Source organism: Acidovorax sp. LjRoot129 (assembly GCF_964253765.1).
Classification (GTDB): domain Bacteria; phylum Pseudomonadota; class Gammaproteobacteria; order Burkholderiales; family Burkholderiaceae_C; genus Acidovorax.
This window is the reverse complement of sequence record NZ_CAXUSE020000001.1, coordinates 85,880-106,806: the sequence shown is the minus strand read 5'-3', so window position 1 is coordinate 106,806 and position 20,927 is coordinate 85,880. Positions and strand designations below refer to the sequence as shown.

At 66.6% G+C, this 20,927-nt stretch carries 24 protein-coding genes; 6 read left to right on the top strand and 18 right to left on the bottom strand.

The window, feature by feature from the left end:
* Positions 1-225 precede the first annotated feature (225 nt).
* The 14 genes from ACSQ3Q_RS00515 to mnmG form a co-directional block, all read right to left on the bottom strand.
* Complete coding sequence (locus ACSQ3Q_RS00515) at positions 226-1,188, bottom strand: hypothetical protein (RefSeq protein ID WP_436132486.1); 963 nt, start codon at positions 1,186-1,188, stop codon at positions 226-228.
* A gap of 193 nt (positions 1,189-1,381) precedes the next feature.
* Positions 1,382-1,996, bottom strand: coding sequence for a penicillin-binding protein activator LpoB (lpoB, locus tag ACSQ3Q_RS00510; protein ID WP_436132485.1), 615 nt, complete (start codon positions 1,994-1,996; stop codon positions 1,382-1,384).
* A gap of 44 nt (positions 1,997-2,040) precedes the next feature.
* Positions 2,041-2,451, bottom strand: coding sequence for a YcfL family protein (locus ACSQ3Q_RS00505; RefSeq protein WP_436132484.1), 411 nt, complete (start codon positions 2,449-2,451; stop codon positions 2,041-2,043).
* A 35-nt stretch (positions 2,452-2,486) separates the two neighbouring features.
* Positions 2,487-4,010 carry a COG3014 family protein gene (locus tag ACSQ3Q_RS00500; protein WP_436132483.1) on the bottom strand — a complete coding sequence of 508 codons (1,524 nt, stop codon included), beginning with the start codon at positions 4,008-4,010 and terminating at the stop codon, positions 2,487-2,489.
* A gap of 334 nt (positions 4,011-4,344) precedes the next feature.
* On the bottom strand, positions 4,345-5,094 hold the full coding sequence (locus ACSQ3Q_RS00495) for a class I SAM-dependent methyltransferase (protein WP_436132482.1): 750 nt from the start codon (positions 5,092-5,094) through the stop codon (positions 4,345-4,347).
* 46 nt (positions 5,095-5,140) lie between these two features.
* Positions 5,141-6,469 carry a hypothetical protein gene (locus ACSQ3Q_RS00490; protein WP_436132481.1) on the bottom strand — a complete coding sequence of 443 codons (1,329 nt, stop codon included), beginning with the start codon at positions 6,467-6,469 and terminating at the stop codon, positions 5,141-5,143.
* A 243-nt stretch (positions 6,470-6,712) separates the two neighbouring features.
* A complete protein-coding gene (locus ACSQ3Q_RS00485; RefSeq protein WP_436132480.1) occupies positions 6,713-7,630 on the bottom strand; it encodes a ParB/RepB/Spo0J family partition protein in 918 nt (305 codons plus the stop codon).
* A gap of 47 nt (positions 7,631-7,677) precedes the next feature.
* Positions 7,678-7,974, bottom strand: coding sequence for a cupin domain-containing protein (locus ACSQ3Q_RS00480; RefSeq protein WP_436132479.1), 297 nt, complete (start codon positions 7,972-7,974; stop codon positions 7,678-7,680).
* A 19-nt stretch (positions 7,975-7,993) separates the two neighbouring features.
* On the bottom strand, positions 7,994-8,263 hold the full coding sequence (locus ACSQ3Q_RS00475; protein WP_436132478.1) for a hypothetical protein: 270 nt from the start codon (positions 8,261-8,263) through the stop codon (positions 7,994-7,996).
* On the bottom strand, positions 8,260-8,805 hold the full coding sequence (locus ACSQ3Q_RS00470) for an RBBP9/YdeN family alpha/beta hydrolase (protein WP_436132477.1): 546 nt from the start codon (positions 8,803-8,805) through the stop codon (positions 8,260-8,262). The genes ACSQ3Q_RS00475 and ACSQ3Q_RS00470 overlap by 4 nt, the downstream gene beginning before the upstream one ends.
* A gap of 34 nt (positions 8,806-8,839) precedes the next feature.
* Positions 8,840-9,652 (bottom strand): ParA family protein, encoded by an 813-nt coding sequence (locus ACSQ3Q_RS00465; RefSeq protein WP_436132476.1) that lies wholly within the window; start codon positions 9,650-9,652, stop codon positions 8,840-8,842.
* A gap of 128 nt (positions 9,653-9,780) precedes the next feature.
* Positions 9,781-10,395: a LysE family transporter gene (locus ACSQ3Q_RS00460; protein WP_436132475.1), complete on the bottom strand. Its 615-nt coding sequence runs from the start codon at positions 10,393-10,395 to the stop codon at positions 9,781-9,783.
* A 106-nt stretch (positions 10,396-10,501) separates the two neighbouring features.
* Positions 10,502-11,170 carry a 16S rRNA (guanine(527)-N(7))-methyltransferase RsmG gene (rsmG, locus tag ACSQ3Q_RS00455; RefSeq protein WP_436136907.1) on the bottom strand — a complete coding sequence of 223 codons (669 nt, stop codon included), beginning with the start codon at positions 11,168-11,170 and terminating at the stop codon, positions 10,502-10,504.
* A gap of 8 nt (positions 11,171-11,178) precedes the next feature.
* Positions 11,179-13,185, bottom strand: coding sequence for a tRNA uridine-5-carboxymethylaminomethyl(34) synthesis enzyme MnmG (gene mnmG, locus ACSQ3Q_RS00450; protein WP_436132474.1), 2,007 nt, complete (start codon positions 13,183-13,185; stop codon positions 11,179-11,181).
* Between the two features lie 137 nt (positions 13,186-13,322).
* Here mnmG and ACSQ3Q_RS00445 point away from each other — a divergent pair, with 137 nt between their 5' ends.
* From ACSQ3Q_RS00445 to ACSQ3Q_RS00430, 4 genes are all read left to right on the top strand, one after another.
* Positions 13,323-13,913, top strand: coding sequence for a Crp/Fnr family transcriptional regulator (locus ACSQ3Q_RS00445; RefSeq protein WP_436132473.1), 591 nt, complete (start codon positions 13,323-13,325; stop codon positions 13,911-13,913).
* A gap of 65 nt (positions 13,914-13,978) precedes the next feature.
* Positions 13,979-14,557 carry an anthrone oxygenase family protein gene (locus ACSQ3Q_RS00440; RefSeq protein WP_436132472.1) on the top strand — a complete coding sequence of 193 codons (579 nt, stop codon included), beginning with the start codon at positions 13,979-13,981 and terminating at the stop codon, positions 14,555-14,557.
* Positions 14,558-14,637: 80 nt separating this feature from the next.
* On the top strand, positions 14,638-15,246 hold the full coding sequence (locus ACSQ3Q_RS00435) for an NADPH-dependent FMN reductase (RefSeq protein WP_436132471.1): 609 nt from the start codon (positions 14,638-14,640) through the stop codon (positions 15,244-15,246).
* Between the two features lie 77 nt (positions 15,247-15,323).
* Positions 15,324-15,584, top strand: coding sequence for a YkgJ family cysteine cluster protein (locus ACSQ3Q_RS00430; protein ID WP_436132470.1), 261 nt, complete (start codon positions 15,324-15,326; stop codon positions 15,582-15,584).
* A gap of 142 nt (positions 15,585-15,726) precedes the next feature.
* On the opposite strand, the gene ACSQ3Q_RS00425 is transcribed toward ACSQ3Q_RS00430, so the two are convergent.
* Positions 15,727-16,119 carry a VOC family protein gene (locus tag ACSQ3Q_RS00425; protein WP_436132469.1) on the bottom strand — a complete coding sequence of 131 codons (393 nt, stop codon included), beginning with the start codon at positions 16,117-16,119 and terminating at the stop codon, positions 15,727-15,729.
* A 265-nt stretch (positions 16,120-16,384) separates the two neighbouring features.
* Here ACSQ3Q_RS00425 and ACSQ3Q_RS00420 point away from each other — a divergent pair, with 265 nt between their 5' ends.
* On the top strand, positions 16,385-17,275 hold the full coding sequence (locus tag ACSQ3Q_RS00420) for an RNA polymerase sigma-70 factor (RefSeq protein ID WP_436132468.1): 891 nt from the start codon (positions 16,385-16,387) through the stop codon (positions 17,273-17,275).
* Positions 17,276-17,434: 159 nt separating this feature from the next.
* Positions 17,435-17,899: a carboxymuconolactone decarboxylase family protein gene (locus ACSQ3Q_RS00415; RefSeq protein ID WP_436132467.1), complete on the top strand. Its 465-nt coding sequence runs from the start codon at positions 17,435-17,437 to the stop codon at positions 17,897-17,899.
* Between the two features lie 22 nt (positions 17,900-17,921).
* Here the strand turns inward: ACSQ3Q_RS00415 and ACSQ3Q_RS00410 are convergent, their stop codons facing one another.
* The 3 genes from ACSQ3Q_RS00410 to ACSQ3Q_RS00400 are packed head-to-tail and all read right to left on the bottom strand — an operon-like array spanning position 17,922 to position 20,784.
* On the bottom strand, positions 17,922-19,142 hold the full coding sequence (locus tag ACSQ3Q_RS00410) for an FAD-dependent oxidoreductase (protein WP_436132466.1): 1,221 nt from the start codon (positions 19,140-19,142) through the stop codon (positions 17,922-17,924).
* The gene (locus tag ACSQ3Q_RS00405; protein WP_436132465.1) at positions 19,139-20,089 is read right to left on the bottom strand and encodes an ornithine cyclodeaminase family protein; all 951 of its coding nucleotides are present in this window, start codon (positions 20,087-20,089) and stop codon (positions 19,139-19,141) included. The genes ACSQ3Q_RS00410 and ACSQ3Q_RS00405 overlap by 4 nt, the downstream gene beginning before the upstream one ends.
* 56 nt (positions 20,090-20,145) lie before the next feature.
* Positions 20,146-20,784 carry an amino acid ABC transporter substrate-binding protein gene (locus ACSQ3Q_RS00400; protein WP_436132464.1) on the bottom strand — a complete coding sequence of 213 codons (639 nt, stop codon included), beginning with the start codon at positions 20,782-20,784 and terminating at the stop codon, positions 20,146-20,148.
* Between the last annotated feature and the right edge of the window lie 143 nt (positions 20,785-20,927).

The window sequence follows — 20,927 nt, the reverse complement described above, 5'->3', positions numbered from 1 at the left end:
CCGAGCCGGGATGCCCGGCAAAGCTGCCCGGCAGCGCACCGAGGGGCCTCTTGCCGTCGGCGCGGGGCTGGGCTGTCCGTCCTGCCCGTGCAAGCCGCACCGGGCACCTTGCACCCTTCCAAAAGCACCAAGGGCCGTCCACGCTGCGCAAGCTTGGACGGCCCCCGAGGAGTTGCCGACTTCGGCGGCCGCATCCAGCGGCGCCGATGGAAGGTCGCTTCCTTCTTACTTCAGGATGATGACTTGCTCAGGCTGCTGAGGTTGTGGCATGGGCATGGGCTGGCCGCCCTGCTGGTACACCGGTGCAGGGCGCACGCCGCGCGCGAGGTTCGCGTCGGTGTAGCCCAGCTGCATGGCCATCTGCTGGTACACGTCCTGCGCCAGCGACAGCGAGGTTTCGCGCATCACCTTGGCCCGGTTGGGCGGTGCGATGTCGCCGCGGACCGACAGGATCTTGGTGTCGTTGCCTTCGCCCTGGGCGGAGAACGCAGCCTTGATCTCATACGTCCTGGTGTTGATCAGCGAGAAGTCGACCAGAAGCTGCAGACCGTACTGGCGCGTGGCGCTGGAGGTGCCCTGCAGGGGCGACAGCGCGTCGGTGAAGTCGATGCTGGAGACCACGCCGAACAGCACGTAGTCGGCGCCGTTGAACTCGCCCTTCTTGATGCGGCTGATCACGTCGTTGACCTGGGGCTGCACCTGGGGCTTGACCATCTTGCCGGTCTGCACCTGGTTGAGCACTTGCTCGGCCTTGCTGTTTTGCGGCTTGCCGGCGTCAAAGCCCTTGCCCTGCACCAGGCGGAAGTACGTGCCTTGCAGGATCGCGCCCTTGATGTCGTTGGTGTAGCCGCCGAGCTCGCGCTGCTCGATGTAGCTGTAGCGGCCGGCCACAAAGGTGCCGCTGGCCTGCTCGGACGCCTGCATGGACTGCTGGCCCGAGTACGAGCCGCCGCCGCCGTACATGCCGTGGCTGTGGCCGCCACTGTGGCTGCCCTGCGCGCTCATCTGGCTGCTGCGCTGGTAGGCACCGGCGACGAAATACTCGGATACGCGTTGGGCGTAGGCCAGGTCGGTCACGGCGATCTTGGGCGCCGCGCCGGGCTGTTGCGCCAGGGCGTTGCCGCCCCAGGCCATGGTGGTGGCGGCGATCACGGCCAGGGCCGTGTGCAAAGTGGTTCTGCGTTGCATGGTGTGCTCCTTGTGAGCTATCGGAAATTTAGGGGTCAATCAACAAATGGGGCCGGCGTGCCATCCAACGTTCGATACCGGCGGGGCATAAGACCAGGGACGCCGCGCAAGGGCCGCCCCGCCGCGCTGGCGTCGTCCCCCTTCCCGGCGAAGCCGAGAGAAGGGGGAAGGCGCGCAGCGCCTCAGGGGGATGTCACCGCTTGCTCGTTTTGCGGATCTCTTTTTCGTCCTGCCATTCGATCGTGCCTTCCTGCACATCAAACAGCTTGAGCGTGAACTTGTAGTACACGTCCTTGGTCGCGTTGTTCTGCTTGACGATGCTGGTCAGCTCGCCTTCCATGCTGTACTTGGCGGCGGTCATCTGGCCGACCTTGGCGGTGGTGCCCTGCTTGTACAGGCCGCTCTGGTTTTGGCGCTGCAGCTCGTCCACGCCCTGCTGCATTTCGTTGATGGAGCGCACGAAGCGCACCTTGCCCGACTTGACCAGCGCGGTCTGGATCGAGTTCATCACGTTGGTGGTGTCGATGTACTCGCTGGTCTTGTTCTTCACGGTCGAGATCGTCACCGTGGGGCGGCCCTGGAAGATGCCGGTTTCCAGCAGTCCGCCGGTCATCTTCTCGGCAATCATCTGCAGGTCGGTGGAGCCGAACTCGTTGGTCACCAGCTCGACGGCCTTGGCGTCGCCGTAGTTGACCTGGCGGTCAAAACGCACGGTGGGCGAGGACAAGTTCTGGCAGGCCGAGAGGGCCAGGGTGCTGGCTGCGAAAGCCAGGATAAGCGCAGTGCGCTGGATGGTGTTTTTTGTCATGGTTTTCAACTCCTCACTCAACAATCTGGATAGTGCGGCGCCGTTCAGCGCGGCTCCACATTCATTTCAAGGCGCAGGTCGACCGCTGCCGCGGTGGGCGCCACGCTTTTGACCGTTTGCTGGCCCAGGCCCAGCACGCTCATCTGCTTCCAGGATTCGCCATCGCCCACCTGGTTGCCGACGTTGTCCAGCCACTTGAAGCGGTAGAACACGGTGCGGTCGGTGCGGCCCATGTTGGCCATATCGGCCTGCACGACCAGGATGTCGTTCTTGCGCACGATGCGCATCTCACGCACGGCGATGCTGTTGGCTTCGCCGCGCAAGGCGACCTTGGAAGCCACGGCCAGCGGGGTGGCCGGGTCGTGCAGCTGGGCGCTGGCACTGGTGGCCAGGGTCAGGGTCAGGGCCGCGCACACCAGGGCGGGCGCAGCGGCAAGGGCAAAACGGTTTCTCATGCCAAAGACTCCTTGGAAATGGGATAGGGTGGGGTTCAGTTCTTGGCGGCAGGGGTGGCCGAGGTCGACTTGACCGCCGACTTGGGCACCGAGCGCGTGCGGTTGTTGGTGGTGGTGCGCACCGGGGCCTCCGCGGCAGGCTGGGGCGCCGAGGCGGCGGCCACCGTGGGCAGCTGGCCCAGCATGGCCACGTCGCCGGTCAGCACGCTGTTGTCGTACATGCGCAGGGGCACCAGGGCGTACTGGCCGTCGATCTTGATGGGCTGGGGCAGCTGGCGGCCGTTCACGCTGACCATGTGCTCGCCCGGTGGCAGGTAGCCACGGGCCACGTACACGCGGCCGGGCAGCATGCGCCACATGCGGTCGTCGGCTTGTTCGGTGGTCACCGAAGCTGCCGCGCCGATGAGGCCGCCAACCAGGCCGCCACGCTTTTGCAGCTCGTTTTGCAGCACTCCCTTGGCCACGGCGCGGGTGAAGCCACGCAGCACCATGCCGGGCATTTCGTCCTTGAGCGCGCGGCGGGCCATCACGTTCACGTCGACCACTTTTTCCAGCTTGAGGTCGGTGCCGGCAGCCGAAATGGTGGTGAGCAGTGCGTCCTTGGACGGCTCGATCACCGGGTAGGAGATGCTGGCAGTGACCATGCCACGGCCCGTGGGCACAGGCAGGGTGAAGGCCTTGGGCTTGCGCGCTGGCGCGTCGCCCGCTTCGACGATGAAGAGCACGTCCGTCATGCGCTGGCGGCGCTTCCAGGTGAAGCCGGTGCGGTTGTCCAGGCCACGCAGGCCTTCTTCGAGCACGGGCGTGTTGGGCTTGAGTTCGATGGCCTTGCGGTAGCCGGGCGCTGCCAGGCCGGGCTCATTGAGCATTTCGTACAGGAAGCCGGCCAGGTAGTGGCTGAGCGCGTTCGAGTAGCCGTTCTTGAGGGCCAGGACTTCGGGGTCGTTGAGCGTCTCGACGGGGTAGCCGTTGAGCTCCTTGCCGCCCGAGGTGGCGCCCTTGGACTTGGCTTCTTCTTCAGCCGCCAGCGTTTCCTTGGCACGGAACTCGGCAATGATGGCTTCGCGTTCGTGGGTGCGCTTGATGTCGACGCGGGCGTTGTCGAAATCACCAACGGCCATGCGGTTGAGCGCCAGGCGCGTGGTCACCCACACCTTTTCGTAATCCTGGCCTTCGTAGACCTTCAGGCGTTCGCTGATCAGCGCAGCGCCCACGGTGCCCATGAGCTTGCTCGGGTTGGTCTTGGCGGTTTCTTCCCATTCCTTGACCTTGGTGTCGGCCAGCAGGAAGGCGTTGGTGCTGTCGGGGTAGCGGCGGTCCATGCGCAGCAGTTCGCCGCGTTCCATGTTGTACAGCAGTGCCGTCTTTTCTTCTTCGGACTTGGCGCTGCTTTCCAGCTGCGCCAGCGCAGCCGGCACGCCGCCCGAACGGCCTGCGGTCTGCATGTCGGTGGCGAGCTTGTCGTGGCTCTGCATGGTGGCGCAGCCGGTGAGGGCCGCGCTCAGCGTCAGCACCCACAGCAGGCGGGGGCGGAAACGGCGGGACAGTGGGGTGGTCATGGATGCTCCTTGCAGATCGGTCGGTAGTGCACCAGGAAGCCCCGCCACTGCCCAAACGCACCACAGCCCCGCTCCACGGATACGCCACTCGAACGGGCGCGTGTGCCGTGGATGCCGCGGGGGCTGCTAGGTCGTGCGAAATGGGAGCAACGGACAAGAAAGGCGCTGGCGGCACGTGCGTCCCCTCCCGGCGCTTTTGCGTGCTGCTGGCAGCCCCCTGTGGCTGTGAGTTTCCTGATTGTTTTGTATGGGGTTGTAGCCAGGGACGCAATGTAGCAAAAGCTTGTATCTTTTCTGTAACCGACACCAACAGGTTCAATCGCGCGGAAACATCTCATGACACGGCTCCCTGCCCCAGGGGCATGCGGTACAACCACACCACGCGCCCGCCGGGCTCGCGCAGTTGTGCACTGGGCAGTACGTCGGGGACGGCGAATTCCAGGCTTACCAGCCAGGCGCCGGGGGCCAGCTCAGCCTGGGCCTTGGCCGCGGCGCGGGCCATGCTCTCGGGGCGCTGGAACAAATACACCATGTGATAAGGGCTCCAATCCGCGGCCCACATGTCGCCCCGGCGCACGTGCGCCCAGGGGCAGCGCAGCGCGCACAGCAGGCGCAGCGGCCAGCTCCACTCCAGGCCCTCCAGCTGCGCGGCGGGGTAGGCCTGGCGCAGCGCCTTGAGCCCATCGCCCAGGCCGCTGCCGGCATCCAGAACGCGCGCACCCGGCGGCAGCGGTGCCTGCGACGCCAGCGCCTTGAGCGCATGGTGCGGCGTGGGGAACAGCGGCGCATCGCGCCAGGCATTGAGCGGGTAGACCAACAGCAGCAACGCCAGCGGCACCAGCCACGCCCAGGTCGGCAGGGCCGCAGCGCCCAGCAAGGCCAGCGACAGGGGAAAGCCCGCGGCAATCAGCCCACGGCGCCACCAGCTGCCGCCTAGCACGCTGGCGGCCGTGCCAAGGATGCAGGCGACGCCCAGCGCAGCCACGGGCGATACGGCCGCGCGCTGCAGGGCCACGAAGATCAACCACGCGCAGGCCCACGCGATCAACGCGGGCAGGGGCCAGGGCATGCGCAGGGACAGCATCGCGAAAAGCTCGTGGTGGGTGGGCGGATGGTGGTGGTGGCGGGGTTCAGCGGCCGAAGATTCCGCGCAGCAGATTGACGGGGTTGACCACGTTGCCCGCTGCGTCGGAGCCGCCATCGCTTGTTGCTTGGCCACTTGCATTGCTGCCCATGCCGCTGGAATACGCACCGCCAGAGGATGCCCCTGCCGGCGCGCCCATGGGGCTGCGCGCACCCTGCGGCATGTCCTGCCCCAGCATCGCCAGGGTGTGCGACTTGGCGCGCACGCGCACGGCCCACTCGGGCTCCCAGGCGGCCTTGGGGTCGGCCGGGCGCGGCGGGTGCACGATGTGGCTTTCGCCGCCGTAGGCCATCATGCGCAGCATGGGCGTAGCGTCGCGCCCACCGGCAAAGATGCCCTGCGGAATGGCGCATTGCGTGGTCTCGGGCGACAGCAGCACGCGGTCCTTGAGCCAGCGGTCGATGGTGGCCGGTGGCAGGTAGTCGAACAGGCCCATGCCGGTGTCGGGCGTCTCGGCGCTGGACCACATGACGAGGTCGTCTCCGTTCTGCGACATGGCATGCAGGTAGTAGGCGCGCGCGTTGCGAACCGGCTGCCAGCCCGTGCCCATGCTGTCCTGCGGCTTGCCGGTGGTGCGCAGGTCAATGGCGGGCATCACATCCTGCGCCGCGCCCAGCGTGAACTTCAGGGAGGCGGGCACACCGTCGCCGCGCACCTGGTGCTCGCCCACCAGCGAGCTGTCACGGGACAGGTTCACCTGGTTGCGCTCGTTGGGATATAGCGCATAGGCCGGGCCCACGCGGGGCGCGCGGTCGGGCACGGCGCGGCCGGCAAAGGCCTGGGCATAGTCCGTGGCCTTGGCGCGCGCCAGGTCGACCACGCGGGGCTGGCCAGCACGCACTGCGCTCCCGCAACCCCAGTAGATCAGGATGCGGCCCTTGGGCTGGTGCTGCTGGTATTCCTTGGGGATCTCGCCGGGCTCGTTCTGAGCGGGCTGCGCGCGCGGCGGCAGCAGCGGCAGCGATTCGCCCATGCGCATGCCGGCAGGGATGGCCTGGCTGGCTTCCACGCCGGGGCGCAGCGTGTTGTGCAAAGCAATGTCTATGACGCGCGGCGGCATCACGCCCATCGCCCGCGCATTGCCGTAGCTGGTGTTGCTGCCACCCATGCCCTGGGCGCTGCCGCCACCGCCCAGCATGCCACCGAGCATGCCGCCGCCGGTGGGCAGGTTGTCCATCTCGGGCATGCCGGCCATGGTGCCGGTGGAGACGTCCATCCACAGCTGGACCTTGGGGGTTTTGGTGGTCTGGGCCTGTGCGGCCAGTGTGGCCAGGCACAGGCCGGCAGCGGTGAAGACAAAGCGCAAAGAGGTCATGGTGGGTCTGCTCCAGGAGATGCATCGATCACCCGGCAAAACCATCGTGGGCCGCAGCACAGCATGGAGAAAATGGCTGTACCGAAGGGGCCTAGCGGTCAACCCGGGGGTGTTGAACGCAGCGCAGTGTAGGCCCGGCATCCGCGCATTTTGCCTGCGCCGGTTACGTGTGGAAACTCCTTGTGTGCGCTATTTCACGCATCGGCCCAGCAACACGCCGCCTGGGTGGCGCCCACAAGCGACCTACTTGCGCAGCCGCTCGATCAGCCCATTGAGCGCCTCGAGCGAGCCAAACTGGATTGCCAGCTCGCCCATGTCCTCAAAGCGCCCGTGGCGCTTGACGCGTTTTTTCACGCGCACTTCCACCTCGGCCATGAGCAGGTCAGAAAGCTCTTCTTCCACGCGCTTCATGTCGCGCGACTTTTCCTTCTTGGGCTTTTGCGGCACCAGGCTGAACTCGGCGCCGATCTTCTTGACCAGGGCCTCGGCCTCGCGCACCGACAGCTTCTTGGCCGCGATCTGGTTGCCGGCGGTGATCTGCGCGGCCCGGTCGAGCGACAGCAGCGCACGCGCATGGCCCATGTCGATGTCGCCCGCCATCAGCATCGTCTGCACCGGGTCGGCCAGGTTCAGCAAGCGCAGCAGGTTGCTGGCAGCGCTGCGCGAGCGGCCCACGGCCTGGGCCGCCAGCTCGTGCGTGAGGCCGAATTCGCGGATCAGGCGCTGCAGCCCGTGGGCTTCTTCCAGCGGGTTCAGGTCCTCGCGCTGAATGTTCTCGATGAGCGCCATCGCCGCGGCGGACTCGTTGGGCACGTCGCGCACCAGCACCGGCACGGTGTCCAGGCCCGCCAGGCGGGCGGCGCGAAAACGCCGCTCGCCCGCGATGATTTCGTACTTGCCAGCGTTGTCGCCCTCGGCCAGCCGGCGCACCAGAATCGGCTGCATGATGCCCTGGGCCTTGATGGACTCGGCCAGCTCGTACAAAGCGCCCTCGTCCATGCGGGTGCGGGGCTGGTACATGCCGGGCACCATCTCGCTCAGCGGCAGCGTGTTGGGCAGGCCGGCCTCGGCGGCTTGGGCCTGCTCTACTTTTTCAGCGACTTTGGGGCCCAGCAGGGCTTCGAGGCCGCGGCCGAGGCCCTTGGGTTTCTTGGTGACCATGGAGATGTTGTCCGGGTGGGAAATTGAATGAAGGGGGCCAGCGCCGCTCAGCGGTCGATGATGACCAGCGTGCCGTGGCTGCCCTGGGCCACCGCGTGCGGCACGCCGGCGGGCACGATGTAGACCTCGCCTGCGGCCACTTGCACACGCCGGCCTTGCAGGTCAAGGTTCATCTGCCCGTCGAGCACCAGCAGCGCTTCGTCGAAGTCGTGCGTTTCATCGGGGTAGGCCAAGGCGTCCATGCGAAGCACCTTGACGTTGGCACCGGCCGCCTGGCCCACGATGGTGGAGCGCCAGGCGTACGGCAGTTGGGCGGCGATGGAGGCGAGTTGGATTTGGGACATGGATTGGAAAGTGGGGTTGTCAACGCGGGGGGCGGCCCATGGCTTGGCCCATGGCTCGACGCTTCTTGCGGCTGCGCCACAGGCGCAACCACACACCAAACGCCACCATCAACAGAACCAAGGCCAGCATGAACTGCCCCAGCGCGCCCACCACCACCGCCCCGCCGGGCAGGAACCAGGAGAGCATGGTGAGGGGCGCCTCGATCCAGACGGGATCGAGCCTTCGCGGCGGTGGCGCTGCGAGCGGCTCAGCCGATGCTGGCTTGCGCCAGAAGGTCCGCAGCTTCATGCGGCATCACCGGCTAGTTCGTGCAGCCAGCCATGCCCCTCTTCCCAGTCGCCCAGGCCCGATTCGGCATTGATGTGGCCGCGCTCGCCGTAGTCGATAAAACGCGCACCCCAGGCCTCGGCCAAACCTTCGGCGCGCTCCAGGCTGCAGTACGGGTCGTTGCGGCTGCCCACCAGCACGGCCGGGAAAGGAAGGCGCTGGCGCGCAATGGGCGCCCAGCCGTGGATCTGTGCGGCCAAGTCGGGCCGCTCCACATCGCCCGGAGCCACCAGCAACGCACCCACCACGCGGCGCGCGTTGGATGAGTGCGCGGCCCACCAGGCGGTCAGGATGCACCCCAGGCTGTGGGCCACCAGCACGACGGGGCCGTCGGCATCCACCACGGTTTCCTCCAGCCGCGCCGACCAGTCGCCGCGCAGCGGGCGCATCCAATCGTGCTGCTCCACGCGGTGGTAGCCGTGCAGGGCCTCCCAGCGGCTTTGCCAGTGGCCGGGGCCTGAGTTCTGCCAGCCCGGCAGCACCAAAATATTGGACGCCTTCATTACTATCAAATTAATAGCTGCCAGTGCTTATGTATCAAGCGCTGGCAGCCATTTTGGCTACTGAATTTGCTGCTGCAGGCATGGTCTGCACCCGCTCGACCATCTCCTGAGCAAACTCCACAAACGCCTGGCTGCCCTTGGCCGCGGGGTCGAACACCACGCCGGGCAGGCCATAGCTCGGAGCCTCGGCCAGGCGCACGTTGCGCGGGATCACGGTGTTGAACACCTTCTCGCCAAAGTGGCCCTTGAGCTGGTCGCTCACCTGCTGCTGCAGCGTGATGCGCGGATCGAACATCACGCGCAGCAGCCCGATGATCTGCAGGTCGGCATTGAGGTTGGCGTGCACCTGCTTGATGGTGTTGACCAGGTCCGTCAGGCCTTCGAGCGCAAAGTATTCACACTGCATCGGCACGATGACACCGTGCGCGCTGCACAGGCCGTTGAGCGTGAGCATGGACAGCGACGGCGGGCAGTCGATGAGCACGAAGTCGTAGTCCGCCTGCACCTCGGCCAGCGCGGCCTTCAGGCGCTTTTCGCGGTGTTCCAGGGCCACCAGCTCCACCTCGGCGCCAGCCAGTTCGCGGTTGGCGCCCAGCACCCAGTAGCCACACTTTTCGGCCAGCACGGCCGCCTCCTTGATCGAGGCGGATTCGAGCAGCACGTCGTACACCGTGAGCTCCAGGCTGCGTTTGTCCACACCCGAGCCCATCGTCGCATTGCCCTGCGGGTCCAGGTCCACCATCAGCACGCGCTGGCCGATTTTGGCCAGGCCCGCGGCCAGGTTGACGGTGGTGGTGGTCTTGCCAACGCCACCCTTCTGGTTGGCAACGCAAAAAATTTTGGCCATCAGAATGTCGCCCCCACGGTCGTGCACTTCGTGTCACTCCCTGCCCCCCGAGGGGGCCGCGTTTTGCCTTGGGGCGGCCCGGCGGCAAAACTGGTTTGTCCGTTCGTATGCATATGGGTGAGTAGGGTTTATTTGGAGATGGCCAGCTTGATGCCAAAGCCGATGAGGAATACGCCCGCCAGCTTCTCCAGCCCCCGGCCGATGCGTGGGTTGGCGCGCATGCGCTCGGCCAAAAAGTGCGTGAGCAGCACGGCGATCAGGCCGTACGCAAAGGTCAGCGCCGCCACGGTGGCCGCCATCACGCCAAAGGTCAGCATGCCCTGGTGGCGGGCCGGGTCGACAAACAGCGGGAAAAACGCCATGTAGAACACGATGGCCTTGGGGTTGAGCAAGGTGATAAGCGCTGCCTGCTTGAAGTAGTGGCGCGGGTGGATGGTGAGCACCGGTGCATCGCCTGGCTTGGCTGTGAGCATCTTGAAACCCAGCCACGCCAGGTACGCGGCGCCCAGCCACTGCACGGCGTTAAAAGCCGTCGGATAGGTGCTGAGCAGCGCCGCCACACCGGCCACCGCCAGCCACATCAGTACCTGGTCACCAGCGATCACCCCGCAGGTGGCGCCCAGCCCGCCGCGGATGCCGCCCTTGCTGGTGGAGGTGATCAAGGCCAGATTGCCAGGGCCCGGAATGGCCAGAAACAACACAATGGCGGCGACAAAAGCGCCGTAGTCTGCGATGCCAAACATGATTCCTCCCGGTGCGCTGGATGGGCGCGGTGAAGGTTGCGCCCGTGGTGAGGAGCCGAGTTTACGCGACCCCTTGGCAGAGGAGCCGTGCAGACCGGTTCAACGGTCAGGCAGGCTTCATCCAGATGATGCAGCGCTCGGCGTCCAGGCCGGGAACGGCCAGCTGTTCCACGTGAAACACCGACACGCTGGCGGGCAGGGCCGCGATCTCTTCATCAGGGTGTTTGCCCTTCATCGCGAACCAGATGCCGTGGTCAGCCAGCGCGCCGCGCGACCAGGTCACAAAGTCGGGCAGCGAGGCAAAGGCACGGCAGCTGATGATGTCGAACGGTGTCGTCAGCGTCTCAACCCGAGCGTGCAGGCCATGCAGATTGCGCAGCTTGAGCGCTACAGCCGCCTGCTGGATGAACGCCGCCTTCTTGCCCACGGTGTCCACACAGCTCACGTCCACATCGGGGCAGCACAGGGCAAACACCACGCCCGGCAAGCCGCCGCCAGAGCCTACATCCAGCAACCGCACGGTATCGCCCGCCCCGCCCTGCGCCAGCGTAGCCACGTGCCCGCGCAGTGGTACCACGGCCGCCAGGCTGTCGAGCAGATGGTGCGTCAACATCTCCTGCGGGTCTCGCACGGACGTCAGGTTGTACACCTTGTTCCACTTTTGCAGCAACGCCAAGAAGTCCATGAGCTGGTTGATCTGCGCGTCGGCCAGATCAAGCCCCACGGCTCTGGCACCGGCCTGGAGCTGCGCGCGCAGCGTGTCATTGGGAGCCATGGTCGTCGTCATGCCGCCACTTCGCCTTCTGCCTTGATCGGCAATCCCGGTGCGGTCGGCACCACGGCAAATTCCTTGAACCCACCCTTCTTCAAATACACCATCAGCAGCGAGATCGTCGCGGGCGTGATGCCCGTGATGCGCGAGGCGTGGCCCAACGTCTCAGGCCGGTGGCGGCTGAGCACCTGGCGGGCTTCAAAGCTCAGGGCTGTGACCTGCATGTAGTCCAGGTCGGCGGGCAGGCGTAACTTCTCGAAATGCGCGGCGCGTCCGACCTCGTCCTTTTGGCGGTCGATGTAGCCCGAATACTTGGCAGCAATCTCCACCTGCTCCACCACAGGCTCGCTCAACGGGCCCAACGTTTCACGTGAAACATCATGCGACGCGTACTTACCCCCATCCATGGACATCAGGTTGGCATAGTTCACATCCGGCCGGCGCAGCAGTTCAAACAGGTTGTATTCGTGCTCAATGCTTTTGCCCAGCACGCGCTCGGATTCCGCGGCGGGCAGGTTGCGTGGGTTCACCCAAGTGGCCTTGAGGCGTTCTGTTTCACGTGAAACAGCGTCCCGCTTGCGGCTGAAAGCCTCCCAGCGCGCATCGTCCACCAAGCCCATGCGGCGCCCTGCTTCGGTCAGGCGCATGTCCGCGTTGTCCTCGCGCAGCTGCAAACGGAATTCCGCCCGGCTGGTGAACATGCGGTAGGGCTCGGTCACGCCCTTGTTGATCAGGTCGTCGACCAGCACCCCCAGGTACGCTTCGTCACGGCCGGGCAGCCAGGCATCCTCGCCACGGCATTGCAAAGCCGCGTTGATGCCGGCGAACAAACCCTGGGCCGCGGCTTCTTCGTAGCCGGTGGTGCCGTTGATCTGGCCGGCAAAAAACAGGCCCTGGATCTGCCGCGTTTCGAAGCTGCTTTTGAGCGAGCGCGGGTCAAAGTAGTCGTATTCGATGGCATAGCCCGGGCGCAGGATGTGGGCGTTCTCCAGCCCCGGCATGCTGCGGACCAGCTCGTACTGGATGTCGAACGGCAGGCTGGTGCTGATGCCATTGGGGTAGAACTCGTGGGTCGTCAGACCTTCGGGTTCCAGGAAGATCTGGTGGCTTTCCTTGTCGGCAAAGCGGTTGATCTTGTCCTCGACGCTTGGGCAGTAGCGCGGACCCACGCCCTCGATCTTGCCGGTGAACATGGGGCTGCGGTCGAAGCCGCTGCGGATGATCTCGTGCGTGCGCTCATTGGTATGGGTGATCCAGCAGGGCATCTGGCGGGGGTGCATCGCAGCACCACCGTACGCGTGGGCCATGAAGCTGAAGACCGGCACCGTGCCCTCGTTCACGCCGCCGGGCATGCCGTCGCCGGGTTGCTCCGCGCACTTCGAGAAGTCGATGCTGCGACCGTCCAGCCGTGGTGGGGTGCCGGTTTTCAGGCGGCCCTGCGGCAGCTTCAGCTCCTTGAGCCGCGCCGACAGCGACACTGCGGGAGGGTCCCCTGCCCGGCCCGCGGCATAGTTATTCAGGCCGACATGGATCTTGCCGTCGAGGAAGGTGCCGGCGGTCAGCACCACCGTGCGGCTTCGAAAGCGGATGCCCACCTGCGTGACCGCGCCTACCACGCGGTCGCCCTCCACCATCAGGTCGTCTACTGCCTGCTGGAACAGCCACAGGTTGGGCTGGTTCTCCAGCATGCGCCGGATGGCAGCCTTGTACAGAATGCGGTCGGCCTGGGCGCGCGTGGCACGCACGGCCGGACCCTTGCTGCTGTTGAGGATGCGGAACTGGATGCCGCCCTCGTCCGTGGCCAGCGCCATGGCCCCCCCGAGCGCGTCCACCTCTTTGACCAAGTGTCCCTTGCCGATGCCGCCGATGCTGGGGTTGCAGCTCATCTGCCCCAGCGTCTCGATGTTGTGCGTGAGCAGGAGCGTCTTGCTGCCCATCCGCGCGGCAGCCAGCGCGGCCTCGGTGCCTGCATGGCCACCGCCGACAACGATCACATCAAATTCCTGGGGGTACAACATGGGACAACTCCGGGGCCCCGGCGGGCCCGATAATGAAAACTCCACGGGTGGCAAACACCCCGCGGCCCCGCCCAAGCCGCCGGCGCAAGGCCCGGCGCCCAGCGGGCAACCCATGATTTTCCCACTTTGCGCAGGCCGTGTCTGTTTCTACGCCCCTCACCCTCTTCCTGACCCAGGTGCTGGGCGCGCCGCCCGCGCCGATTGAAGCGTGGTGGGCCAGCGCCCAGTGCCTTCAGCTGCAGCGCGGCCAGCCCCTGCTCCGGGCGGGTGAGCGTTGGCAGCACCTGTGGTGGGTAGAGCGCGGCGCCCTGCGCCTGTACTACCTGGACCGCGACGGCGGCGAGTCCAACAAAAACTTCTTCCTCGACCGGTCGATACTCTGGCCGGTGACGCCTACGCTCCGGCAGGCACCCGTGATGTTTCACGTGGAACCGATGGAAGACAGCACAGTGTGGGCGCTGCCGATTCCACCGGATGGCGCCCCTCCCGCGGACTGGCCCGCATGGTCGCAGCTGGAGCACCGCACCCTGTGCGCCCTGCTCGACGGCAAGATGCAGCGCGAGCAGGAGTTTCTGCAGCTGAGCGCCCGCCAGCGCTACGAACAGTTGATGCGCCAGCACCCTCAGTGGGCCGAGCGCATACCCCTGCGCCACCTTGCGTCGTACCTGGGCATGACGGACGTGACGCTCTCACGGGTGCGCAGCGAACTCGGTCTTATCAAAGGATAAGGCGCAGCGCGGCAAGGGCGGCGACAGTGCGGACAGCACGTCGCCCCACTCTTGGAAAGCCGCCCATGCCATCCCTCACCACTCCCGCGCTGCAGCGCCCTTCCACATCCGCAGCCCTCGCCCAGCCCTCGGTGCTGGCTCTCATCCCCCACGCCCTTGCCGTGTTGTGGCTGGGCCTGATGGCCGGGTTCTTCGGCACCTACAGCGCCAACGTCAACCTTGCCATGCTGCAGATGGACGGCGCGACCTACGCCACCGTGCAGTCGGCCTTCAACCAGAACGTGCGGCATGCGCTCTTTTTCAGCCTCTTCTTCGGCCCGCCGGTGTGGTGTGCCCTCGCCCTGCTGGCCGCCTGGCGCGAGCACCGCGCCGCGTGGTGGCGCGTGCTCGGACTGGTAGGCGTTGCCTACGTGCTCGGCATCGTGTTCTTCACCCAACAGGTGAACCTGCCGCTCAACTACGCCACCGAAGCCTGGGACCCCAAGGCCTTGCCTGCTGACTGGGCTCAGGTGCGCGACCAGTGGAGCGCCGCCAACCTGTGGCGTGCCCTGCTGAGCTTGGCCGCATTTGCTGCATCCCTGGCCACATTAGTGTGGCGCTGCGCCACGCACCGTGCAGGCGCGGTGCCACCCTCCATCCGCTAGCTACGGGCCGTCGCGGCCCCCCGCAAGCAGCGCGTTCTTGCAGGATTCCTGCCGCGGGCCTGTGCTCCAATCCTGGCACCATGCCCCACACCGCCCCTTCCCTCCTCATCTTTGCGGGCAGCACCCGCCAGCATTCCTTCAACCGCAAGCTGGCCCACGCCACGGCCGACATCGCACGCGATGCCGGTGCGGCGGTCACGCTGCTGGAGCTGTCGGACTTCGACATCCCGCTGTACAACGCCGACCTGGAAGCCCAGGGCACACCCGCCGACGTGGTCCGGCTCAAGAACATCCTCTGGCAGCACCCCGCCTGGGTGATCTGCTCGCCCGAGTACAACGGCAGCTACACCGCCCTGCTCAAGAACACCATCGACTGGGCCTCCAGCCCGGTCCACGGTCACGCTGATTGGCAGGACGGCACCAAGCCCTTTCGCGGCAAGGTGGTGGGCATGCTCAGCGCGTCGCCCGGCGGCCTGGGCGGCCTGCGTTCGCAAAGCCACCTGGCGCCCTTGCTCATCAACCTGGAATGCTGGCTGGCGCCCAAGGCCTTTGCACTGGGTTCGGCCGGGAGCGCGTTTGACGACGCCGGCAACCTGGTTCAACCAGCCCACCGCGACCGCGTGCGGGCGGTGGTGGACCAAGTGCTCTGGGCGTCGGGCCGGCTGCACGGCAACAGCGCCGCCGCGTGAATGCCAAATTTTGAGCCAAATAGGGCTCCAGCGCTTGATACATAAGCGCCAACAGCTACATAAATCATAGCAACACCATGGATTGCCGCCCTGGCTGTGGTGCGTGCTGCACCGCACCTTCCATCAGCTCCCCCATCCCGGGCATGCCGCAGGGCAAGCCGGCGGGGGTGCGCTGCATTCAGCTCGGGCCCGATGACCGCTGCATGATCTTCGGGCAGGCCGACCGCCCGGCCGTGTGCGGCGGTCTCATGCCCTCGGCCGAGATGTGTGGCACCAGCACCGAGCAGGCCATGCTCTTTCTGGAACGGCTGGAGTGGCTGACGCAACCAGCGCTTTAAAGACACCGACAGTGGTGCTGCACGCGTTTCTACCGGGAGAGCTCGAAGCGTGCATGCGTGGTGCGCTACCGATCAGCAAGCTTGGCGATTCACAAATCCACATTTCACGGTGCCTACAGCTCGGCATCTGCCTTCAGAGCACTCAGCGGGTGACCCAGGCCCCGCGTTGGATGACCACCCGGTACCCATCCGGGTCTTCGAACGTACGGCCCTGCTGGCTCCAGTACGGATTGAACGGCTCGACTTCCTGAAAGCCAACGTCACGCAGGGCTTGGCAACGTTCCGCCCAGGCAGCGCTGTCGGGTACATAGAAGACAAACAGGTCTTCGGGAGTCGGCTGCGGCGCCACTGGATGCGTGCGGCAGACGGTGAATTCGAAGTGAAAATCCGCGCCGGGGAAACCGAGCATCACTCCATCGAAGCCCTCATGGTCTTCAAAGTGCGCGAGTTCTTTCAGGCCAAGTCCTTGTTTGTACCGGTCGACAGCGGATCGCAGGTCCGACACGGGGCGCGCAATACGCAGATGGATGCCCATGATCTTGGTGGTGAGTGGCTGCGAGCCAACTATAGCGGCGCAGCGGTCGCCCTATGCCAAAAATTGCCGCTACCGCTCTATCCACAACGCCTGATAGCTACCAATTCAATAGCACGGTGCGCCTCCCCTGTCACAAACCGGCCGCCGGCCCCGTCTGTGAGGTATCCGCCAGACAATGAAGGCACGCTAAGGCCCCCGCACAGGTGCATCGTGTCTCCTTGGCCTCGCCAGCCCCTGGCACAACCTCACACCAGCCTTTGACGCCATGACCCTGCCCGCCCCCACCGCCGACGACCCCTTCACCACCCTGCGCCCCCGGCTCTTTGGCATCGCTTACCGCATGCTGGGCGTACGCGCCGACGCCGAGGACGTGCTGCAGGACGCCTGGCTGCGCTGGAGCCGCACCGATGCGAGCACCCTGCAGTCGGCCGAGGCCTGGCTGGTCACCGTGGTCACGCGCCTGTCCATCGACCGGCTGCGCGCACTGAAAGCCGAGCGCGAGGCCTATGTCGGCTGGTGGCTGCCCGAGCCGCTGGTGGAGTCGCTGGACGAACGCACGCCCGAAGCCGCAGCGGAGTTGGCGGGCGAGCTGTCGGTCGCCTTTTTGTACGTGCTCGAGCGCCTGGGCCCGGAGGAACGCGCGGCATTTTTACTGCGCCAGGTGTTTGACTACGACTACCCCGAAGTGGCGGCTCAGCTCGGCAAAAGCGAAGCCGCCTGCCGGCAGATGGTGCACCGGGCAAGCGAACGCGTGCAGCAGGCGCGCACCCGGTTTGACGTGCCCCAGCCCATGCACCACCAGCTGCTCGCGCGTTTTGTGGCCGCTGCCCACAGCGGCGAACGCCAGGCCATCCAGGCGCTGCTGTCCGAAGACGCGATGCTGATCGGCGACGGCGGCGGCAAGGTGCAGTCCTTCCCGCGTCCGCTGCTGGGCGCCTTTCGCATCGCCAACCTGTATTGGGCGCTGTGGCGGCGCTTGGCCGACAAGGCGGTCTACCGCATCGTGCAGATCAACGGCGAGCCGGGCCTGCTGCGCTATCTGGACGGCCGCCTCGAATCGGCCCAGGCGGTGGTGACCGATGGCGAGCGCATCGTCGCCATCTATGCCGTGCGCAACCCGGACAAGCTGGCGGGCATCCCGCTCACGCTGAATTGAGGGACAAAAAATTGGAGCGGGCTGTCACAGCCCGCGTATCCGACGCGTCTTGATAGATATGGAAGGCAACAACGAACGAGCCATCGAACAAAGCGATGTCCGCTTCGATGCTGTTCTGCCTTTCATCTCTTCAGTCCCTTCACCACCAAGGAATTTGTCATGTCCCAGCACACCGCCCGCGTCCCCTACCACCAGCTCGCCAACAAGGCCTTCATGGGTCTGGTGAACCTTTCGGAGACGATCAAGAAAGGCACCATCGGCGCCCGCCTGGCCGAACTGGTTTTCCTGCGCGTCTCGCAGATCAACGGCTGCGCCTACTGCATGGACATGCACTGGTCGTACCTGGTTAAGGACGGCATGGAGCCGCGCCACCTGAACGCCGTCGCCGGCTGGCGCGAGGCCCCCTTTTTCAGCGACCGCGAACGCGCCGCCTTCCGCTGGGCCGAAGTCATCACCGCCACGCCCCACAGCGACGCGAGCGATGAGGAATTCGCGCTGCTCAAGGCCCAGTTCAACGACACCGAGATCGCCGAGCTGGGCTTTGCCATCGGCGTGATCAACGCCTGGAACCTGATCAACGCGGGCATGCGCGCGCCGATTCCTGAAAAGCCGGTGGTGGCCTGAGGCATCCCCGCCCACGGGCGAGCTACGCAGTCTGCGCTGATTGCATCTGCTGCGACAGCGCCACCGCACTGCCAGCAGCCAGCGTCAGGCCCAGTGCGCCGTGCCCCACGTTGAGGTACACGTTGCTGTCGCGCCAGCGGCCCACGATGGGCACCGACGTGGGCGTAGCGGGCCGCAGCCCGGCCCACACGGTCGGGGCCTCCAGATCGCACAGGCCCGGGTAGGTCTGCACCACCGCATCCACCATCGTCCGCACGCGGTCTGCAGGCACGTCGAGGCCCGTGGCGCCCACCTCGGCCATCGCTGCCACGCGCAGGTGCGTGCCCAGCGGTGCAAACACGGTCTTGCGGCCCAGGTCGGTCACACTCGCGCGGGGCCGCACCACACCGTCCCGAAACGGCACGGTGATGCTGTAGCCCTTGATGGGATGAATGGGCAGGTGGATGCCCAACCGCGCGGCCAGCGGCGCTGCAGCGGGCCCTGTGGCCAGCACAAAGGCATCGGCAGCGATGTCACCCTGGTCGGTGGCCACCGCGCTCACCCGGCCCGCGTGCCGCACGAACGACCGCGCCTTCACACCGAAAGACACCGTGCCACCGCGCTGGCGCAGGCTGGCCACCATGGCCTGGCACAGGCGGTGCGGGTCGGCGATGCATTCGTCGCGGGTCCATACGCCACCGGCCCAGGGCAGACCGGGCGCCGCCTGCAGCGCGGGCTCCTTGTCCAGGCATTCGCGCAGACTCAGCACCTCTTGCCGGCAGCCCATGGCAGCCTGCACGGTCACCTGGCGCTGTTGCTGGCGCAGCGCCTGTGGCGTGGGGCACAGCACCAGCTTGCCGTTTTCTTCAAAGCCAAAGGACCAGGCCTCCTCCTGCATCCACTGCGCCAGCGCAAGGCGGCTGGCCTGCGCCAGCTGCAGCAGCTGCGCAGTGCCCCGAAGCGACTGGCGGGTTGAGCAGGCGCGCAGAAACTGCAGGCCCCACACCCACTGCCGCCAATCCCAACGCGGGTAGAAGCGCACGGCCGAGCCGCGCGACAGCAGCATCTTGGGCAATCCACGCAGCGTGGCGGGCGACGCAAACGGCTCCACATAGCTGTAACTCAGCTGCGCGCCGTTGGCGTAGCTGGTGCCCAGGCCCGGCGCCTGCGCAGCGTCCAGCAGGTGCACCTCGTGCCCCTGGCGCGCCAGTTCGTAGGCCGTGGCGCAGCCGATCACGCCCGCGCCGATCACGCAGACCTTCATGGCAGCGCACCTGCCAGTGCGGGCGCGCGCTGCAGGATGCGCGACACCGCCAGCTGCGCCACCGCCACATCGGCCAGGCCGATGCCCACGGACTTGAACACGGTGATGCCCGGCGCCTCGGGCCGCCACGGTGCATCGCTCGCGTAGAGCTGCGGCAGGTCCACCAGCGGCGCAGCGGCCGTGCGGCCCTGCCACAGCACCACCTCGCCGGCTTCGGCCAGGCTTTGCGGCAGCCATTCCAAAATGATGCGGCCCGCGCGGTCCATGGTGGTGTCGTCCAGCTCGCGGCCCTTGGGTGCGCTGATGCCCATGGCGGCCACGAAGGCGCCGGGCGAAAGCCACGCGCCATCGAACACTGGCGTGGCCGAGCGCGTGGCGGTGACCACGATGTCGGCACCGCGCACTGCCGCCTCGGGCGTGGTGAAGGCCGCCGGGCAGCCCGCCTGCACCGCCAGCGTCTGCGCCCACGCCGGGTCGCCCGCGGGGTCCACCAGCGCGATCTCCTCGAAGCCGAACCAGCCACTCAAAGCCTCGGCCTGCGCGCGGCCCTGTAGGCCCGCTCCGAAGACGGCGAGCTTGCGCGGCCGCAGCGGGCCGGCCTTGGACGCCACCAGCGCCGTGATGGCCGCCGTGCGCAGCCGCGTGATCTCGTTGCCGTCCAGTACCGCCAGCGGCTGGTTGGTCGCCAGGTCGAACAGCAGGATGGAGAAGCTGAACTGCCCGCGCACCGTGGGGTACACCTTGACCCCCGCCACGCCGCGCTCGGCCCACACCGCGCCCATGGTGCTCAGCCGCAGGTCGCGGCAGTCGGTGCGCTGGCGCTGGTGCACCGCGGCACCGCCCGCTGCGAGGCTGGCAAAGGCCTCGCCGAGCACGGTGGCCACCGATGCGAAATCCAGCGCCTGGGCCACTTGCCGGTCGCTGATGAAGGGAATGCTGGTGTTCATGAAAAGCTCTGGGATGAAGGGACTGAAAAGGCCACGGCGGCAATGCCGTCGCGCGCTTAGGGAATGCCGTACTTGTTGGGGTAGCGGATGTTTTCGCGCATGTGCGCGCTCATGGGGATGCGCAGCGCATCGGTGTCGAACCACTTGCGGTACAGGGCGGCCAGCTCGCCTGAATGCATGAGCGCCAGCACCGTGCGGTCCACCACCTCGCGCAGCAGCGCATCGCCCTTGGGCAGCATGAAGGCATACGGCTCCACGGTGAGGTGGCGGCCCGTGACGTGCAGGCTGTCCTTCTTCGGCGACGCGGCCAGCAGCGCGTACAGCAGGATGTCGTCCTGCGCGAACGCATCCACCGTGCCCTCTTCCACCAGGCGCACGCCCTCGGCGTCGGTGGCCACCACCACGACTTGCAGCTCCTGCTCGCGCTGCACACGCGCCATGGTCTCCTGCGCCGTGGTGCCCTTGCTCACTGCAACGCGCCGCCGCCACAGGCTGGCCACGCCGTCGATCAGCACCGCCTGGCGCGCGAGGAACCGCACGCCCGTGGTGAACAGCGTGTGCGAGAAGTCCACGTCCTTTTGCCGGCCCACGGTGTTGGTGTTGCCGCCGCACTCGATGTCGATGCTGCCGGCCTTAAGCAGCGGTATGCGCTGCGCCGCCTCCAGCGGGCGGAACTCCACGCGCAGCGCTGGCACACGTCGATGGAGTAGCCCACCGTGTCGCCCGCCGCGTCGCGGAACGCAAAGGTGCCCGGCGTGGGGATGTAGCCCACATGCACCACCCCGCTGCGCGCAATGCGCTCCAGCGCCGAGACACCGCTTCGGGCCGGTGTCTGTGC